Origin of the sequence: Citrobacter sp. CK195 (assembly GCF_030333365.1) — a bacterium.
Taxonomy (GTDB): Bacteria; Pseudomonadota; Gammaproteobacteria; order Enterobacterales; family Enterobacteriaceae; genus Citrobacter_B; species Citrobacter_B koseri.
In genome coordinates this window covers 15,466-31,028 of record NZ_JAOWGB010000020.1, presented here as the reverse complement: position 1 = coordinate 31,028, position 15,563 = coordinate 15,466, and the positions used below count along the sequence as shown (strand labels likewise).

The following is a 15,563-nucleotide window of genomic DNA, read 5'->3' as shown; positions in this document are numbered from 1 at the left end:
TCAGGAGAAATAGTTCAGCAAGGTCGAAATCACCGTTCGCTGATTAACGGGAGACAGATTATAAAACAGCGGCAAGCGCAGCAGGCGCTCGCTCTCTTTGGTGGTGTACCGATCTTCGCCACGGAACTCGCCAAACTTGTCGCCTGCCGGACAATCATGTAGCGGGATGTAATGGAACACCGCCATGATTTCCGCTTCTTTCAGGAAGTTGATCAGCGCGCTGCGATCGGTAATATCCCGCAACTTGATATAAAACATATGCGCGTTGTGCCTACAGTCGTCCGGGATAGAGGGCAGGTCAATACGTCCCGCGCGCGCCAGCGGCGCCAGTGCGTCATAGTAGGTCTGCCACAGCGCCAGACGCTGTTGATTGATGCGATCGGCCGCTTCCAGCTGCGCCCACAGATACGCCGCCTGGAGATCGGACATCAGATAGCTGGAGCCGATATCCCGCCAGGTGTATTTATCCACCTGTCCCCGGAAGAACTGGCTGCGGTTGGTGCCTTTTTCACGGATGATTTCCGCACGTTCAATCAGGGAACGGTCGTTAATCAGCGTCGCGCCGCCTTCACCACCTGCCGTGTAGTTTTTGGTTTCGTGAAAACTGAAGCAACCGATATGACCAATCGTCCCCAGCGCACGGCCTTTCCAGGTCGACATCACGCCCTGCGCGGCATCTTCCACCACAAACAGATTATGACGCTTCGCAATCGCCATAATGGTGTCCATTTCGCAGGCGACGCCCGCGTAATGCACCGGGACAATGACGCGCGTCTTGTCGGTAATCGCCGCTTCAATCAGCGTTTCATCAATGTTCATGGTATCCGGGCGGATATCGACGAAAATGATTTTCGCCCCGCGCAGCACAAAGGCGTTGGCGGTAGAAACGAAGGTGTAGCTTGGCATAATGACTTCATCGCCCGGCTGGATGTCCAGCAGCAATGCCGCCATTTCAAGTGACGCCGTACAGGATGGCGTCAGCAACACTTTAGCGCTGCCAAAACGTTGCTCCAGCCACTGCTGGCAACGGCGCGTAAAGCCGCCATCTCCGCAAAGTTTGCCGCTTCCCAGCGCTGACTGCATGTAATCGAGTTCGGTTCCCACCACCGGCGGCGCGTTAAATGGAATCATTTTGTCACCTGTATAACCAGTACGCGGTGCTTTCTACGTTGCCACCGCTCTGTATATAACGTTTAAGCGCGGCGGTGTTGCCCATCTGGGTCGCCACCCGCAATGTCGTCTTCCCGCGAGACTGCGCCCACGCGAGCGCCGCCTGCATTAATTCTGCTCCTGCGCCACGCCCGGCCAGCAGGCCGATGCGCGCATCGGTGTCGTTCAGTTCGCGCAGCGAGACAAACCCGCGAATATCGTTATTCGCCGCCCGGATAACCAGACACTGGTGATCGAAGGTGCCACGCACGGCATTTTCAATCCACTGAGCATAAAAACGGGCGCTGGCGTCCGGCGCATACCACGGTGCGCGGAAACGGCTTTGCGCAAACGCGGCGGACGCCTGTTGACGTAACGCGGGAATATCGGCAATTTGTGCAATTTCCACGCCAGAAATACGTTCAACGCCAGCGACCGGCAGGCTGAAGTCGACTTCGCCTTCTACCAGCGAAAACCCCAACTGTTGCAGCGCATCTAATTCATCCGTGCGCGCAGCAGAAATTTTCGCCTGCACGCGCGACCAGGGTTGCAATGCCTCTGGCGTTAACACCGGCGCGGCAGGGTTCACGCGAACAATAGCGCTATTGACGCCAAAGAACGTATTTTCCCACGTTAATGGTTCAATACTGGCGCGGACGGGCACGGAGTAGCTCCAGTAAATATTGGCCATAGCCGGTTTTCGCTAAAGAACTGGCGGCGCGTTTTACGCCCTCGTCATCCAGCCAGCCGTTGCGCCAGGCGATCTCTTCCAGACAGGCAATTTTGAAGCCCTGGCGTTTTTCAACCGTCTGCACAAACGTGCTCGCTTCAATCAGGCTGTCATGGGTGCCGGTATCCAGCCACGCAAAGCCGCGACCGAGCAACTCAACCGTCAGCTTGCCGTCATTAAGGTACATCTGATTAATGGACGTAATCTCCAGTTCACCGCGCTCGGAAGGCTTCACGCGCTTCGCATACTCTACTACCTTGCTGTCGTAAAAATAGAGACCTGTCACCGCCCAGTTTGATTTCGGCTGTTTCGGCTTCTCTTCCAGCGAGACCGCGCGAAAATTGTCGTCGAACTCCACGACGCCAAAACGTTCCGGGTCCATAACCTGATAACCAAAAACGGTCGCCCCTTCGGTTCGCGCCGCCACATGACGCAATTTCGGGCTGAAACCCTGACCAAAGAAGATATTGTCGCCCAGTACAAGACAGGACGGCTCGCCGTTAAGGAATGTTTCACCAATGATAAAGGCCTGCGCCAGCCCATCCGGGCTGGGTTGTTCGGCATATTGCAACTCAATGCCAAACTCCGAACCATCGCCCAGCAGACGCTGAAAATAGTGCTTATCTTCCGGTGTGGTGATAATCAGGATTTCCCGGATACCCGCCAGCATCAGTACCGACAGCGGATAGTAGATCATCGGCTTGTCATAAATCGGCAGAAGCTGCTTCGACACACCGCGCGTAATCGGATGCAGGCGGGTGCCAGAGCCGCCCGCCAGAATGATACCTTTCATGCGTTCCTCCTCCGGGTTTAGCCCTTCAGACCTAAACGTTCACCCTGATAGCTGCCATCCTGCACGGGCTTCCACCAGGCCTCATTCGCCAGATACCACTGCACGGTTTTCCGCATTCCGCTTTCAAAGGTTTCCTGCGGCGTCCAGCCAAGTTCACGCGCAATTTTCGCTGCGTCGATGGCATAGCGTAAATCATGGCCTGGACGGTCATCCACAAAAGCGATCAGGGAACGATAATGCGCCACGCCCTGCGGTTTTTGTGGCGCAAGCTCTTCCAGCAGATCGCAAATCGTTTCCACAACCTCCAGATTCTTACGCTCATTATGGCCGCCAATGTTATATGTCTCCCCCACTTCACCCGCCGTCAGCACGCGATACAGCGCCCTGGCGTGATCTTCAACGTACAGCCAGTCGCGGATCTGTTGTCCATTGCCATACACCGGCAGCGGTTTACCCGCCAGCGCGTTCAGGATCATCAATGGGATCAGCTTTTCCGGGAAGTGGTAAGGGCCGTAATTATTGGAACAGTTAGTGACCAGCGTCGGCAGACCATAGGTTCGCAACCATGCGCGCACCAGGTGATCGCTGCTGGCTTTCGAGGCGGAATAAGGACTGCTCGGCGCATACGGCGTGGTCTCAGTAAAGAAATCATCCGTGGAATGCAGATCGCCATACACCTCGTCAGTGGAGATATGGTGGAAACGAAACGCTGATTTTTTCTCATCATTGAGCGTCGCCCAGTAAGTCCGGGCCGCTTCCAGCAGCGTGTAGGTTCCCACGATATTGGTTTCAATAAACGCAGCCGGGCCGTCGATAGACCGGTCAACGTGGCTTTCCGCCGCCAGATGCATCACGTAATCCGGCTGGTACTGCTGAAAAACGCGATCCAGCGATGCCCGATCGCAGATATCCACTCTCTCAAAGGCAAAGCGCTCATGCTGTGCAACTGGCGCCAGCGACATCAGGTTTCCGGCGTAGGTGAGCTTATCCACCACCACTACGGCGTCGGGGGTTTCATCAATGATGTGGCGCACAACGGCAGAGCCGATAAATCCCGCGCCGCCAGTGACCAGAATCCGTTTCATCAGCGCCAGACTCCTTTCGTATCCACAATGTAGCGTTGCCGCACGGCGTCGCCGTTAATCGCTTTAAACGGATGATGGTCAACCAGCATGACCAGCACATCTGCTTCCGCCAGCGCATTTTCCAGCGTGGCTAACGTGCAGCGACCTTCCAGTTTTTTCGGCAACTGATGAATATTAGGCTCTACCACCAGCGTTTCACCGGCATGCCATTGCGCAATCTCCTGCGCAATGCCCATCGCCGGGCTTTCACGCAGATCGTCAATATTCGGTTTAAACGCCAGACCAAAGCAGGCGATTTTGATGTCGCTGGCGCGCTTATTCGTTGCCGTCAGGCAATCCGCCACTGCGGCTTTCACCTGCGCCACCACCCAGTGTGGTTTACCGTCGTTCACTTCACGCGCGGTACGGATCAGCCGTGCCTGCTGCGGGTTTTGCGCCACAATAAACCACGGATCGACGGCGATGCAGTGGCCGCCCACGCCCGGCCCAGGCTGGAGAATATTCACGCGTGGATGACGATTCGCCAGACGAATCAGTTCCCAGACGTTAATCCCCTGATCGGCGCAAATCAGCGACAGCTCGTTCGCAAAGGCGATATTGACGTCACGGAAGCTGTTTTCCGTGAGCTTACACATTTCGGCGGTGCGGGAATTAGTCACCACACACTCGCCTTCAAGGAAAATCTTGTACAACTCGCTGGCACGCGCGGAGCATACCGGCGTCATGCCGCCAATCACGCGGTCATTTTTGATGAGCTCCACCATGACCTGACCTGGCAATACGCGCTCCGGGCAGTAGGCAATGTTCACATCAGCCTGTTCCCCCGCCTGCTGCGGGAAAGTCAGATCCGGGCGCATTTCCGCCAGCCATGCGGCCATTTGTTCTGTCGCGCCCACCGGCGAGGTGGATTCGAGGATGACCAGCGCGCCTTTTTTCAGTACGGGAGCAATAGATTTCGCGGCCGCTTCGACATAAACCATATCGGGGTCGTGATCGCCCTTGAACGGCGTCGGCACGGCGATCAAGTACGCGTCGGCTGCTACCGGCGTTGTTGTTGCCCGGAGGAATCCGCCTTCAACCGCAGTTTTCACGACGCTATCCAGATCCGGCTCAACAATATGGATGGCTCCACGGTTGATGGTGTCCACCGCCTGCTGATTGATATCCACGCCAATAACGTGCTTTTGGCGAGAAGCAAAGGCCGCAGCCGTCGGCAACCCGATGTATCCCAGCCCAATAACAGAAATGGTCGTAAAACTCATAGCGATACCCGATTATTTTTTAACGCGTGTAAAATGCGGCCGCACGCCTGCCCGTCGCCATAAGGATTATGGGCGCGGCTCATGGTTTGATATTCATTTTCGTCGTGCAGCAAACGTGTGACTTCTTCCACAATACGGTGTGAATCGGTTCCCACCAGACGCACCGTGCCAGCGGTAACGGCTTCTGGCCGTTCCGTCATTTCGCGCATAACCAACACCGGTTTGCCTAATGACGGCGCCTCTTCCTGAATCCCGCCGGAGTCGGTAAGGATCAGCCAGGCGTGGTTCATCAGCCAGACAAACGGCAGGTAATCCTGCGGCTCAATCAGTATCACATTTTCAACATGACCCAGGATGCGGTTAACCGGTTCGCTGACGTTGGGATTCAGGTGAACCGGATACACAATTTGTACATCCTGATTGGTAGCGGCTATCTCCGCCAGCGCATGACAGATTTGCTCAAACCCCCGGCCAAAGCTCTCACGGCGATGTCCGGTCACCAGGATCATTTTTTTATCGTCACACAGGAAAGGATACCGCTTTGCCAGTTCGGCGCGTAGCGTATCGCTGGCCAGTACGCGATCGCGCACCCAGATCAGCGCATCAATCACGGTATTGCCGGTGACAAAGATGTGGTTATCAGGGATCTGTTCCCGCAGTAAATTCTGCCGTGAATTTTCCGTCGGCGCAAAATGGTACATCGCCAGGCGACCGGTCAAGGTGCGGTTCGCCTCTTCAGGCCAGGGGGAGTAGAGATCGCCGGTTCGCAGCCCGGCCTCTACATGACCGACAGGGATACGCTGGTAGAAAGCCGCCAGACTGGTGGCGAGAGTGGTTGTCGTATCGCCATGCACCAATACGACATCAGGTTTAAAATCGGCAAGAATCGGTTTTAATCCTTCCAGGATTCGACAGGTAATCTCTGTCAGCCCCTGACCCGGCTGCATAATATTGAGATCGTAGTCAGGCACAATAGAAAAGAGATTCAAAACCTGATCGAGCATCTCCCGATGCTGCGCAGTAACGCAGACTTTTGCCTCAAAATGAGGGTCCTTTGCCAGCGCATGAACCAGAGGCGCCATCTTGATGGCCTCCGGTCGCGTGCCAAATACAGTCAGTACTTTCACATCGATTCTCTTCGAATAGGCAGTGAGGGCCTAACCCCTCACTGCTGAGATGTTGCTAAATCGCGCGGCGGCGGGTTAATGCGACGCCAGCCCCGATCAGCGCCCCAACAATGCCCCACATAACCATCAGGAAAGCACGGCGCGGGCTATCGCGTTTTACCGGTTCTTCCGGCGTGCGCAAATAACGATAGGTCTGGAAACGCGGGTCCAGCGTCGGCCCCACGTTCAGCGTGTTCAACATGGCCCGGTTTTGATCATAGTCCAGATCGAATGCCGGACCGACAGCCTGAAGGTTTTCAAGACGCGCTTGTAGCATAGGGCGGCCAAGCAAAAACAGCTCAGAGTCGGGTAATTCATCGGCAGGAACATCGGTCGCCGTACGAGAAATATTATGCTGCTCGGCAATTTTGAGCGCCTGTTCAATGCTATGAACACGACGAGAGAAAATGCTTTTCGCCACCTCTTCCTGGCGTTTAACCTGCGCTTTCATCTGGATAGTCCGCGCGGCCCATGCACCCTTTAACTCATCATTCAGATGGCTCGCCGCACGCTGGCTGGCAAACGCCACATACTGGCGAAGCAGGTTGTTGGCATCGGGCGCCGTTTCCGCAATCAGCTTCACGCTATCATTGGTGTTGCGAGTGAAATCGCCTGGCGTGAACTGAATGTTATTGATCATTTCATCCAGCATCGCGGCATCGGCTTTGCTGTTGCCGACCATGCGCTGCTTGTAATAATCGGTCTGTAGCCAGAAATCGCGACGCGTATCCCAGGACGCCAGTTGCATGACGAACTCTTTATACGCTTCATCCATTACCGAAGGCTGATCGGCCGGCGCGAGGCTGGCTTTGATATCAAGGTTGCGCAAAAACTGCTGTTGGGAGTAATAGCCGCCCAGCATATTGACGGTGGGGCGGTCGGAAATCGCCGTTGCGCTCCACTCCTGACGGGCAAAAAACGTATACGCTAACGCAATCAGCGCAAAGGCCAGCCCTGTTCCCACAATCCATAGCTTCCCAGCCCACAAGGTACGAAACAACCCACGAATATCCAGTTCATTTTCAGCGCTCACGGCGTGTGCCCCCGGTAATGGTTGTGTCATCGCATCCTCAATTTACTTGGTTATCGTTGGATTGTTATCACGGTTTCTGCGTAGTCTGCGCTTCACGCGCTTAATTAATCGCGCCACCTTCCAGGCACGCTTAATGCAGTAACCGTAAAGGAAGAATGCTAGCAAAAAGAGCACCAACATGACCCATTCTGGAACAAAATGGGAATATTCTGCGGCAACGCCAATGGAAGCCAGAATCGCAGCGGCGAGCGTAATGAGAACAAATGCCTGTCGGGAAGTAAACCCTGCACGCATGATCAAATGATGAATATGCTGGCGATCGGGAGAAAAGGGGCTCATGCCCTTACGCAGGCGACGATACATAATCGCCACCATGTCCATTAATGGAATCGCAATAATCCACAGCGCAGTAACCGGGCTGATAGGATGCGTTTTACCCTGCGTGGTTTCCAGCAGGATCCAGATAACCGTGAAGCCAATCAGCGTACTGCCCGCATCGCCCATAAAGACTTTATAACGACGCCCCAGAACACCAAGGTTTAACATGATATAGGGCAGAATCGCGGCGATCATGGCGAAACACCATACCGCCAGACTCGTCTGCCCATCAAACCACAGAATCAGCCCCATTGCGGCAAATGAGACGCTGGACAGCCCGCCAAGTAAGCCATCAATACCATCAACCATATTGAAAGCATTGATCGCCGCCCAGACGGCAAAGAGCGTGAGGAAATAGCCAAAGGGGCCGAGCACCAATTCCCAGGGACCGAAAATATACCCCAGGCTACTGAGATGGAGTTTCCCTATCACCATCATGACAACAGCAATAGCGGCCTGTACTACAGCGCGAATTTTCACGCTAATGTCAAAACGATCATCCAATGCGCCGACCAACACCAGCACACCAGCAGAAAAAAGGTATAACGATGCGTGCGGAATATAGTAATCCGAGAGAGCAAACATAAAGCTGATTCCTGCGAACACAGAAATCCCGCCAACCAAAGGAACCACCCCCTGGTGCCGTTTACGAAAATTGGGTTTATCCACTAAACCTATCTTGATGGCTACTTTTCGCGCAAGAAAAATAAAAATGGTTGTGAATAAAAAAATACTGATTAGCTCAGATAAAGCAGCGAGTAAATTCACAGTGTATGTGCTCTCAGCATATATCATTTCCTTAAAGTATAATGCGTTACGTCTGTCTCTAGAAGAGAGCATTCAGAACATTACACTTTCGACCACTCGTAGTTTATACAGCCCACAGCAATTCCACATAATGAATGTGATGATGACTTGTTTATTTGACTAACAGATCAGATAAATCGCAAAAGAAAAACGCCACGTAAAAACGTGGCGTTTTCGGTATCAGCCGGACTTACGAACGCTTCATCATGTCGAAGAAGTCGTCGTTGGTCTTGGTCATTGCCAGCTTGTTAATGAGGAATTCCATCGCGTCGATTTCACCCATCGGATGGATGATTTTGCGCAGGATCCACATTTTCTGTAGCTCTTCCTGAGTGGTGAGCAGCTCTTCTTTACGCGTACCGGAACGGTTGTAGTCGATAGCCGGGAAGACGCGTTTTTCAGCGATCTTACGGGAGAGGTGCAGTTCCATGTTACCGGTGCCTTTAAACTCTTCGTAGATCACTTCATCCATCTTAGAACCGGTGTCGATCAGCGCCGTTGCGATAATGGTCAGGCTGCCGCCCTCTTCCACGTTACGCGCCGCGCCGAAGAAACGCTTCGGACGGTGCAGGGCGTTGGCGTCCACACCACCGGTCAGGACTTTACCAGAAGCCGGAACCACGGTGTTGTAGGCGCGAGCCAGACGAGTGATGGAGTCGAGCAGAATGATGACGTCTTTTTTGTGTTCAACCAGACGCTTCGCCTTCTCGATTACCATTTCAGCAACCTGAACGTGACGGGATGCCGGTTCGTCGAAGGTGGAAGCAACCACTTCACCTTTTACCAGACGCTGCATTTCGGTCACTTCTTCTGGACGTTCGTCGATCAGCAGCACCATCAGTACGCAGTCAGGGTGGTTGTAAGCAATGCTCTGCGCGATGTTCTGCAACAGCATAGTTTTACCCGCTTTCGGCGGTGCGACGATCAGACCACGCTGACCACGGCCAATCGGGGAAGCCAGATCCAGTACGCGAGCCGTTAAATCTTCAGTAGAACCGTTACCACGTTCCATACGCAGACGTGAGTTCGCGTGCAGCGGCGTTAAGTTCTCAAAGAGGATTTTATTACGGGCGTTTTCAGGTTTGTCGTAGTTAACTTCGTTAACTTTCAACAGCGCAAAGTAACGTTCGCCTTCTTTTGGCGGGCGAATCTTACCAGAAATGGTGTCACCAGTGCGGAGGTTGAAACGGCGGATTTGGCTGGGAGAAACGTAGATGTCATCAGGACCGGCGAGGTAGGAGCTGTCTGCAGAGCGGAGGAAACCAAATCCATCCTGCAATATCTCCAGCACACCGTCACCAAAGATATCTTCGCCACTCTTTGCGTGCTGCTTCAGGATGGCAAAAATAATGTCCTGCTTGCGCATACGAGCCAGGTTTTCCAGCCCCATATTTTCGCCGAGAGTGATCAGCTCAGAAACCGGCGTATTCTTTAATTCGGTAAGATTCATAATGGTGTGAGTTCTTAAACTTGGGGTAAATCTCGAACTTAATGTTGTGAATGGTATGGCAGGATCATCCATGCCTGTTTACGGCCACCAACTCATGTCTGTTCGCTGTCTGGTCACAGGAAAGTACACAGAACTGAAACGACAAGACGGATTGAGTGACAAGCCAGGAATCTGTTCACTTCTCGCGCGAGAAAAAACGGGAAGCGTTGGAAAAAACAAGACTCAAACTTAATAAGGTATGTTTAATACGAAGTCAACACTAAGTTAGCACGACTCAAGCCGGGCGTCCAGTCATCCGAATAATTTAGGATGCTGGTCACCCGAACATGAAACTTCCGTCTTACGCCAGGTTGGCGTCGAGGAACTCTTTCAGCTGACCTTTGGACAGTGCGCCCACTTTGGTTGCTGCGACTTCACCGTTTTTGAACAACAGCAGGGTCGGGATGCCACGGATACCATACTTCGGCGCGGTGCCTGGGTTTTGGTCGATGTTCAGTTTAGCAACCGTCAATTTGCCCTGATATTCGTCAGCGATTTCATCCAGAATCGGGGCGATCATTTTGCACGGTCCGCACCACTCTGCCCAGAAATCAACGAGGATAGCCCCGTCCGCTTTGAGTACATCCGTGTCAAAACTGTCGTCAGTCAGGTGAATAATTTTATCGCTCATAATAACTCCACAGGAATAAGCCTGGTGTGTTGGTTTCGCCTTCATCAACGACGTGTTGATGTCGCATTAACCAACTAAAGGTTGACTTTATTTCACCGGATACGCTTTCGTAAAGCAATAGTAAGCTGATATTCTACCACACTATGAGCAAAACACATTTAACAGAACAGAAGTTTTCCGACTTCGCCCTGCACCCAAAGGTGATAGAAGCCCTTGAAAATAAAGGGTTTCATAATTGTACGCCCATTCAGGCATTGGCCCTCCCGCTAACGCTGGCGGGTCGTGATGTCGCAGGGCAGGCGCAAACCGGAACCGGAAAAACGATGGCGTTCCTGACGTCTTCGTTTCATTATCTTCTCTCTCATCCCGCGATTGACGATCGCAAGGTGAACCAGCCGCGCGCCTTAATTATGGCGCCGACGCGTGAGTTGGCCGTGCAGATCCACGCCGATGCGGAACCGCTGGCGCAGACCACCGGCCTGAAATTAGGCCTGGCCTACGGCGGTGACGGCTACGACAAACAGCTGAAAGTGCTGGAAAGCGGCGTCGATATTCTGATCGGCACCACGGGTCGTCTGATCGACTACGCGAAACAAAACCACATTAACCTCGGCGCCATTCAGGTCGTCGTATTGGATGAAGCCGATCGCATGTACGATCTGGGCTTTATTAAAGACATCCGCTGGCTGTTCCGCCGCATGCCGCCGGCCAATCAGCGTCTGAACATGCTGTTCTCCGCAACCCTCTCTTACCGTGTTCGCGAACTGGCGTTCGAGCAGATGAACAACGCCGAATATGTTGAAGTGGAACCGGAACAAAAGACAGGCCACCGTATTAAAGAAGAGCTCTTCTACCCTTCTAACGAAGAGAAGATGCGTTTGCTGCAAACGCTGATCGAAGAAGAGTGGCCGGATCGCGCCATTGTTTTCGCCAATACCAAGCACCGCTGCGAAGACATCTGGGGGCATCTGGCAGCTGACGGTCATCGTGTCGGCCTGTTGACCGGCGACGTTGCGCAGAAAAAACGTCTGCGTATTCTCGACGAGTTTACCCGTGGCGATCTCGATATCCTCGTCGCAACCGACGTTGCCGCGCGCGGTCTGCACATTCCGGCCGTAACGCACGTCTTTAACTATGACCTGCCGGATGACTGCGAAGACTACGTTCACCGTATCGGACGTACGGGTCGCGCAGGAGCGAGCGGTCACTCTATCAGCCTGGCCTGTGAAGAGTACGCGCTGAACCTGCCTGCCATTGAGGCTTATATTGGTCACTCTATCCCGGTCAGCAAATATAACCCGGAAGCGCTGATGACCAATTTGCCGAAGCCGTTGCGCCTGACGCGCTCGCGCCCAGGCAATGGACCGCGTCGCACCGGCGCGCCGCGTAATCGTCGTCGTTCAGGTTAACGTAATATATGCTCACTTCCACTTCGCTGTATGCCGCAATTGATCTCGGTTCCAATAGTTTTCATATGCTGGTCGTACGCGAGGTGGCTGGAAGCATCCAGACGCTCACGCGAATTAAGCGCAAGGTGCGTCTGGCTGCGGGCCTGAACAGTGATAATTCGCTTTCCGCTGAAGCAATGGAGCGCGGCTGGCAATGCCTGCGCCTTTTCGCTGAACGCCTACAGGATATTCCTCAACCGCAAATCTGCGTCGTCGCCACGGCAACGCTGCGTCTCGCCGTCAATGCGGGCGAGTTTATCGCCAAAGCGCAGGAGATCCTCGGTTGCCCTGTCCAGGTCATTAGCGGCGAAGAAGAAGCGCGGCTGATTTATCAGGGTGTTGCCCATACCACCGGCGGCGCCGATCAGCGTCTGGTGGTCGATATTGGCGGCGCCAGCACCGAACTGGTCACCGGAACCGGCGCACAAACCACCTCTCTGTTTAGCCTGTCAATGGGCTGCGTCACCTGGCTTGAACGCTACTTTACCGATCGCAATCTGGCGCAAGAAAACTTCGATGAAGCGGAAAAAGCCGCGCGTGAAGTGCTGCGTCCGGTCGCCGATGAGCTACGCAAGCATGGCTGGAAAGTCTGCGTAGGCGCGTCTGGCACCGTCCAGGCGTTGCAGGAAATCATGATGGCGCAGGGCATGGATGAGCGCATCACATTGGCGAAACTTCAACAGCTGAAGCAACGCGCAATTCATTGCGGCCGTCTGGAAGAGCTGGAAATTGAAGGGTTAACGCTGGAACGCGCGCTGGTATTCCCCAGCGGTCTGGCCATTCTGATCGCGATTTTCACCGAACTGGACATCCAGTGTATGACGCTTGCAGGCGGAGCGCTGCGCGAAGGGTTGGTGTATGGCATGCTGCATCTGGCGGTGGATCAGGATATTCGCAGCCGCACGCTGCGTAACATTCAGCGTCGATTTATGGTCGATACCGAACAGGCGCATCGCGTAGCGGATCTGGCGGTAAACTTTCTCGATCAGGTGGAAGATAAGTGGCATCTTGAGCCGATCAGTCGCGAACTCCTGACCAGTGCCTGTCAGCTGCATGAAATCGGCCTGAGCGTTGATTTTAAACAGGCGCCGCAGCACGCGGCTTATCTGGTGCGTAATCTGGATTTACCGGGATTCACCCCCGCGCAAAAGAAGCTGTTAGCCACCCTGTTGTTAAATCAGACCAACCCGATCGACCTCTCTTCCCTCCACCAGCAGAATGCGGTGCCGCCGCGCGTCGCTGAACATCTTTGTCGCCTGTTGCGTCTGGCGATCATTTTTGCCAGCCGTCGCCGTGACGATCTGGTGCCACAGATTACGTTGCAGGCGCAGGATGAGAATCTGACGTTAACCTTGCCGCAAGGGTGGCTGGAGCATCACCCGCTGGGTAAAGAGTTGATCGATCAGGAAAGCCAGTGGCAAAGCTATGTCCACTGGCCTTTGGACGTTCATTAGATGCTGGCTGCCGGATGGCGCTTACGCTTATCCGGCCTGGAAAATACCTACTTCGCTTTTGCTTTCGCCATCATGGCGCGGATATTGGCTATGCTGGCCTGCCCTTTCTGCATCCGCTCCTCAGCCGTTACCACTTTACGCTCCTGCTCCCAGATAAGATCGTCCTGCGGCAGTTCCAGCAAAAAGCGGCTTGGTTCCGGGCGCACCAGTTCGCCGTACTGACGACGCTCTTTGCACAGCGTGAAGATCAGCTCTTTCTGCGCGCGGGTGATCCCCACATAGGCCAGACGGCGCTCCTCATCGATATTGTCTTCGTCAATGCTGCTCTGGTGCGGCAGGAATCCTTCTTCCATTCCCACCATAAACACGTACGGGAACTCCAGCCCTTTCGAGGCATGCAGCGTCATGAGCTGTACCTGATCCAACTCTTCTTCACTTTCACCACGCTCCATCATGTCGCGTAGCGTAAAGCGCGTCACCACCTGGGTGAGCGTCATGGGTTCGTCAAGTTCGTTACCTTCAAGCATTTCGGTCATCCAGCTAAACAGCTGGTTGACGTTCTTCATGCGCATTTCCGCCGCTTTTGGGCTCGGCGAGGTCTCATACAACCAGGATTCGTAATCAATACCGTGGATGAGATCGCGCACGGCGGCAATCGGCTCACGCTCCGCCAGACGCTGAATTTCCCCCAGCCAATGGGTAAAGCGGGTCAGTGAATCATAGCCGCGCCCGGTCAGCGTCTGGTTCAGCCCCACATCAAAACTGGCGGTAAACAGACTCTTGTTGCGCGCCATCGCCCATTCGCCCAGCTTTTGCAGCGTGGCCGGGCCGATTTCTCGTTTTGGCGTATTCACAATCCGCAGGAAAGCGCTGTCATCATCCGGGTTGGTCAGTACGCGCAGATAGGCCAGCAGGTCTTTAATCTCCGGGCGGGAGAAGAACGACGTGCCGCCAGAAATTTTGTAGGGAATACGGTTCTGCATAAGGAATTTTTCAAACACCCGCGACTGGTGGTTCCCGCGATACAGAATGGCGTAATCCTTGTATTCAGTCTTATTCACAAAGTGATGGGCAATCAGCTCGCCGGTAACGCGTTCGGCCTCGTGTTCTTCATTGTTCGCGCTCAGCACCTTGAGTTCCGCGCCATAACCCAGTTCAGAAAAGAGGCGTTTTTCAAAGACGTGGGGGTTATTGGCAATCAGGATATTCGCCGCTTTCAGAATGCGCCCGGAGGAACGATAGTTCTGCTCCAGCTTGATCACCTGTAGCGCCGGGAAATCCTTACTCAACAACACCAGGTTTTGCGGACGCGCGCCGCGCCAGGAGTAGATCGACTGGTCATCATCACCCACCACCGTAAAGCGCGCGCGGCTTCCTACCAGCAGCTTCACCAGTTCATACTGACTGGTGTTGGTATCCTGGTATTCATCCACCAGCAGATAGCGAATCCTGTTCTGCCAGCGCTCACGCACCTCTTCATTACGCTGTAGCAGCAGCGTCGGCAATAGAATCAGGTCATCAAAATCGAGCACATTGCAGGCCTTCAGATGTGCATCGTACAGACCATAACAGTGAGCGAAGATGCGGTCGCGCTCCCCTTTTGCGCTTGCCGCCGCCTGAGCGGGCGTCATCAGATCGTTTTTCCAGTTAGAGATCGTCGAGATCAGCTGTTGCAAGATAACTTTGTCATCTTCAATCAGACCGTCAGTCAGCTCTTTCAGCAATGCGACCTGATCGGTATCGTCAAACAGCGAAAAGTTCGATTTCATCCCCAACGCCGCATATTCACGTTTGATGATATCCAGCCCCAACGTATGGAAAGTGGAGATCATCAGCCCGCGCGCCTCTTTACGCCCCAGCGTTTGCCCGACACGCTCTTTCATTTCACGTGCCGCTTTATTGGTAAAGGTCACTGCCGCAATATGGCGCGCCTGATAGCCGCAACCACGAATCAGATGGGCGATTTTATTGGTAATAACGCGAGTCTTACCAGAACCCGCGCCCGCCAGCACCAGGCAGGGGCCGGTGACGAATTCGACAGCGTGTTGTTGGCCGGGGTTTAAACGCATGGGAATATTGCTCAATCTTCGAACGGGGGAAAGATTGTAGCAGAAAGCAGGGCCGAGGGAGTAACAGGC

General features: G+C 54.0%; 14 protein-coding genes. 2 read left to right on the top strand and 12 right to left on the bottom strand.

Annotated features, from left to right (window positions below; genetic code table 11):
• The 11 genes from rffA to trxA form a co-directional block, all read right to left on the bottom strand.
• A complete protein-coding gene (rffA, locus tag OGX93_RS02960; protein ID WP_049009039.1) occupies nucleotides 1–1,131 on the bottom strand; it encodes a dTDP-4-amino-4,6-dideoxygalactose transaminase in 1,131 nt (376 codons plus the stop codon).
• A 4-nt stretch (nucleotides 1,132–1,135) separates the two neighbouring features.
• On the bottom strand, nucleotides 1,136–1,813 hold the full coding sequence (rffC, locus tag OGX93_RS02955; protein ID WP_012131140.1) for a dTDP-4-amino-4,6-dideoxy-D-galactose acyltransferase: 678 nt from the start codon (nucleotides 1,811–1,813) through the stop codon (nucleotides 1,136–1,138).
• The gene (rfbA, locus tag OGX93_RS02950; protein WP_012131139.1) at nucleotides 1,791–2,672 is read right to left on the bottom strand and encodes a glucose-1-phosphate thymidylyltransferase RfbA; all 882 of its coding nucleotides are present in this window, start codon (nucleotides 2,670–2,672) and stop codon (nucleotides 1,791–1,793) included. Before rfbA ends, rffC begins: the two co-directional genes overlap by 23 nt.
• 17 nt (nucleotides 2,673–2,689) lie before the next feature.
• Nucleotides 2,690–3,757: a dTDP-glucose 4,6-dehydratase gene (gene rffG, locus OGX93_RS02945; RefSeq protein ID WP_047460017.1), complete on the bottom strand. Its 1,068-nt coding sequence runs from the start codon at nucleotides 3,755–3,757 to the stop codon at nucleotides 2,690–2,692.
• Nucleotides 3,757–5,019 carry a UDP-N-acetyl-D-mannosamine dehydrogenase gene (gene wecC, locus OGX93_RS02940; RefSeq protein ID WP_012131137.1) on the bottom strand — a complete coding sequence of 421 codons (1,263 nt, stop codon included), beginning with the start codon at nucleotides 5,017–5,019 and terminating at the stop codon, nucleotides 3,757–3,759. The genes rffG and wecC overlap by 1 nt, the downstream gene beginning before the upstream one ends.
• The gene (gene wecB / locus OGX93_RS02935; protein WP_012131136.1) at nucleotides 5,016–6,146 is read right to left on the bottom strand and encodes a non-hydrolyzing UDP-N-acetylglucosamine 2-epimerase; all 1,131 of its coding nucleotides are present in this window, start codon (nucleotides 6,144–6,146) and stop codon (nucleotides 5,016–5,018) included. The genes wecC and wecB overlap by 4 nt, the downstream gene beginning before the upstream one ends.
• Nucleotides 6,147–6,201: 55 nt before the next feature.
• Nucleotides 6,202–7,248 carry an ECA polysaccharide chain length modulation protein gene (wzzE, locus tag OGX93_RS02930; protein ID WP_049009048.1) on the bottom strand — a complete coding sequence of 349 codons (1,047 nt, stop codon included), beginning with the start codon at nucleotides 7,246–7,248 and terminating at the stop codon, nucleotides 6,202–6,204.
• Between the two features lie 12 nt (nucleotides 7,249–7,260).
• Nucleotides 7,261–8,391, bottom strand: coding sequence for a UDP-N-acetylglucosamine--undecaprenyl-phosphate N-acetylglucosaminephosphotransferase (gene wecA / locus OGX93_RS02925; RefSeq protein WP_233594071.1), 1,131 nt, complete (start codon nucleotides 8,389–8,391; stop codon nucleotides 7,261–7,263).
• A gap of 202 nt (nucleotides 8,392–8,593) precedes the next feature.
• Complete coding sequence (gene rho, locus OGX93_RS02920) at nucleotides 8,594–9,853, bottom strand: transcription termination factor Rho (RefSeq protein WP_002437993.1); 1,260 nt, start codon at nucleotides 9,851–9,853, stop codon at nucleotides 8,594–8,596.
• Nucleotides 9,854–9,931: 78 nt separating this feature from the next.
• Complete coding sequence (locus OGX93_RS02915; protein ID WP_223849128.1) at nucleotides 9,932–10,024, bottom strand: rho operon leader peptide; 93 nt, start codon at nucleotides 10,022–10,024, stop codon at nucleotides 9,932–9,934.
• 169 nt (nucleotides 10,025–10,193) lie between these two features.
• A complete protein-coding gene (gene trxA, locus OGX93_RS02910) occupies nucleotides 10,194–10,523 on the bottom strand; it encodes a thioredoxin TrxA (RefSeq protein WP_001280776.1) in 330 nt (109 codons plus the stop codon).
• Nucleotides 10,524–10,666: 143 nt separating this feature from the next.
• Between trxA and rhlB the strand changes: the two genes are divergently transcribed.
• Entirely contained in the window at nucleotides 10,667–11,932 is a 1,266-nt protein-coding gene (rhlB, locus tag OGX93_RS02905; protein WP_012131132.1) for an ATP-dependent RNA helicase RhlB, read from the top strand.
• Between the two features lie 8 nt (nucleotides 11,933–11,940).
• The gene (gene gppA, locus OGX93_RS02900; protein ID WP_012131131.1) at nucleotides 11,941–13,425 is read left to right on the top strand and encodes a guanosine-5'-triphosphate,3'-diphosphate diphosphatase; all 1,485 of its coding nucleotides are present in this window, start codon (nucleotides 11,941–11,943) and stop codon (nucleotides 13,423–13,425) included.
• A gap of 47 nt (nucleotides 13,426–13,472) precedes the next feature.
• Here the strand turns inward: gppA and rep are convergent, their stop codons facing one another.
• Entirely contained in the window at nucleotides 13,473–15,494 is a 2,022-nt protein-coding gene (gene rep, locus OGX93_RS02895; protein WP_047460028.1) for a DNA helicase Rep, read from the bottom strand.
• Nucleotides 15,495–15,563: the final 69 nt, after the last annotated feature.

Coding starts and splice junctions, on each gene's coding strand:
- wecA (WP_233594071.1), bottom strand. CDS start 8,391: ATGATATATGCTGAGAGCACATACACTGTGAATTTACTCGCTGCTTTA.
- trxA (WP_001280776.1), bottom strand. CDS start 10,523: ATGAGCGATAAAATTATTCACCTGACTGACGACAGTTTTGACACGGAT.
- wzzE (WP_049009048.1), bottom strand. CDS start 7,248: ATGACACAACCATTACCGGGGGCACACGCCGTGAGCGCTGAAAATGAA.
- rffG (WP_047460017.1), bottom strand. CDS start 3,757: ATGAAACGGATTCTGGTCACTGGCGGCGCGGGATTTATCGGCTCTGCC.
- rfbA (WP_012131139.1), bottom strand. CDS start 2,672: ATGAAAGGTATCATTCTGGCGGGCGGCTCTGGCACCCGCCTGCATCCG.
- wecC (WP_012131137.1), bottom strand. CDS start 5,019: ATGAGTTTTACGACCATTTCTGTTATTGGGCTGGGATACATCGGGTTG.
- rffA (WP_049009039.1), bottom strand. CDS start 1,131: ATGATTCCATTTAACGCGCCGCCGGTGGTGGGAACCGAACTCGATTAC.
- rep (WP_047460028.1), bottom strand. CDS start 15,494: ATGCGTTTAAACCCCGGCCAACAACACGCTGTCGAATTCGTCACCGGC.
- gppA (WP_012131131.1), top strand. CDS start 11,941: ATGCTCACTTCCACTTCGCTGTATGCCGCAATTGATCTCGGTTCCAAT.
- rho (WP_002437993.1), bottom strand. CDS start 9,853: ATGAATCTTACCGAATTAAAGAATACGCCGGTTTCTGAGCTGATCACT.
- rhlB (WP_012131132.1), top strand. CDS start 10,667: ATGAGCAAAACACATTTAACAGAACAGAAGTTTTCCGACTTCGCCCTG.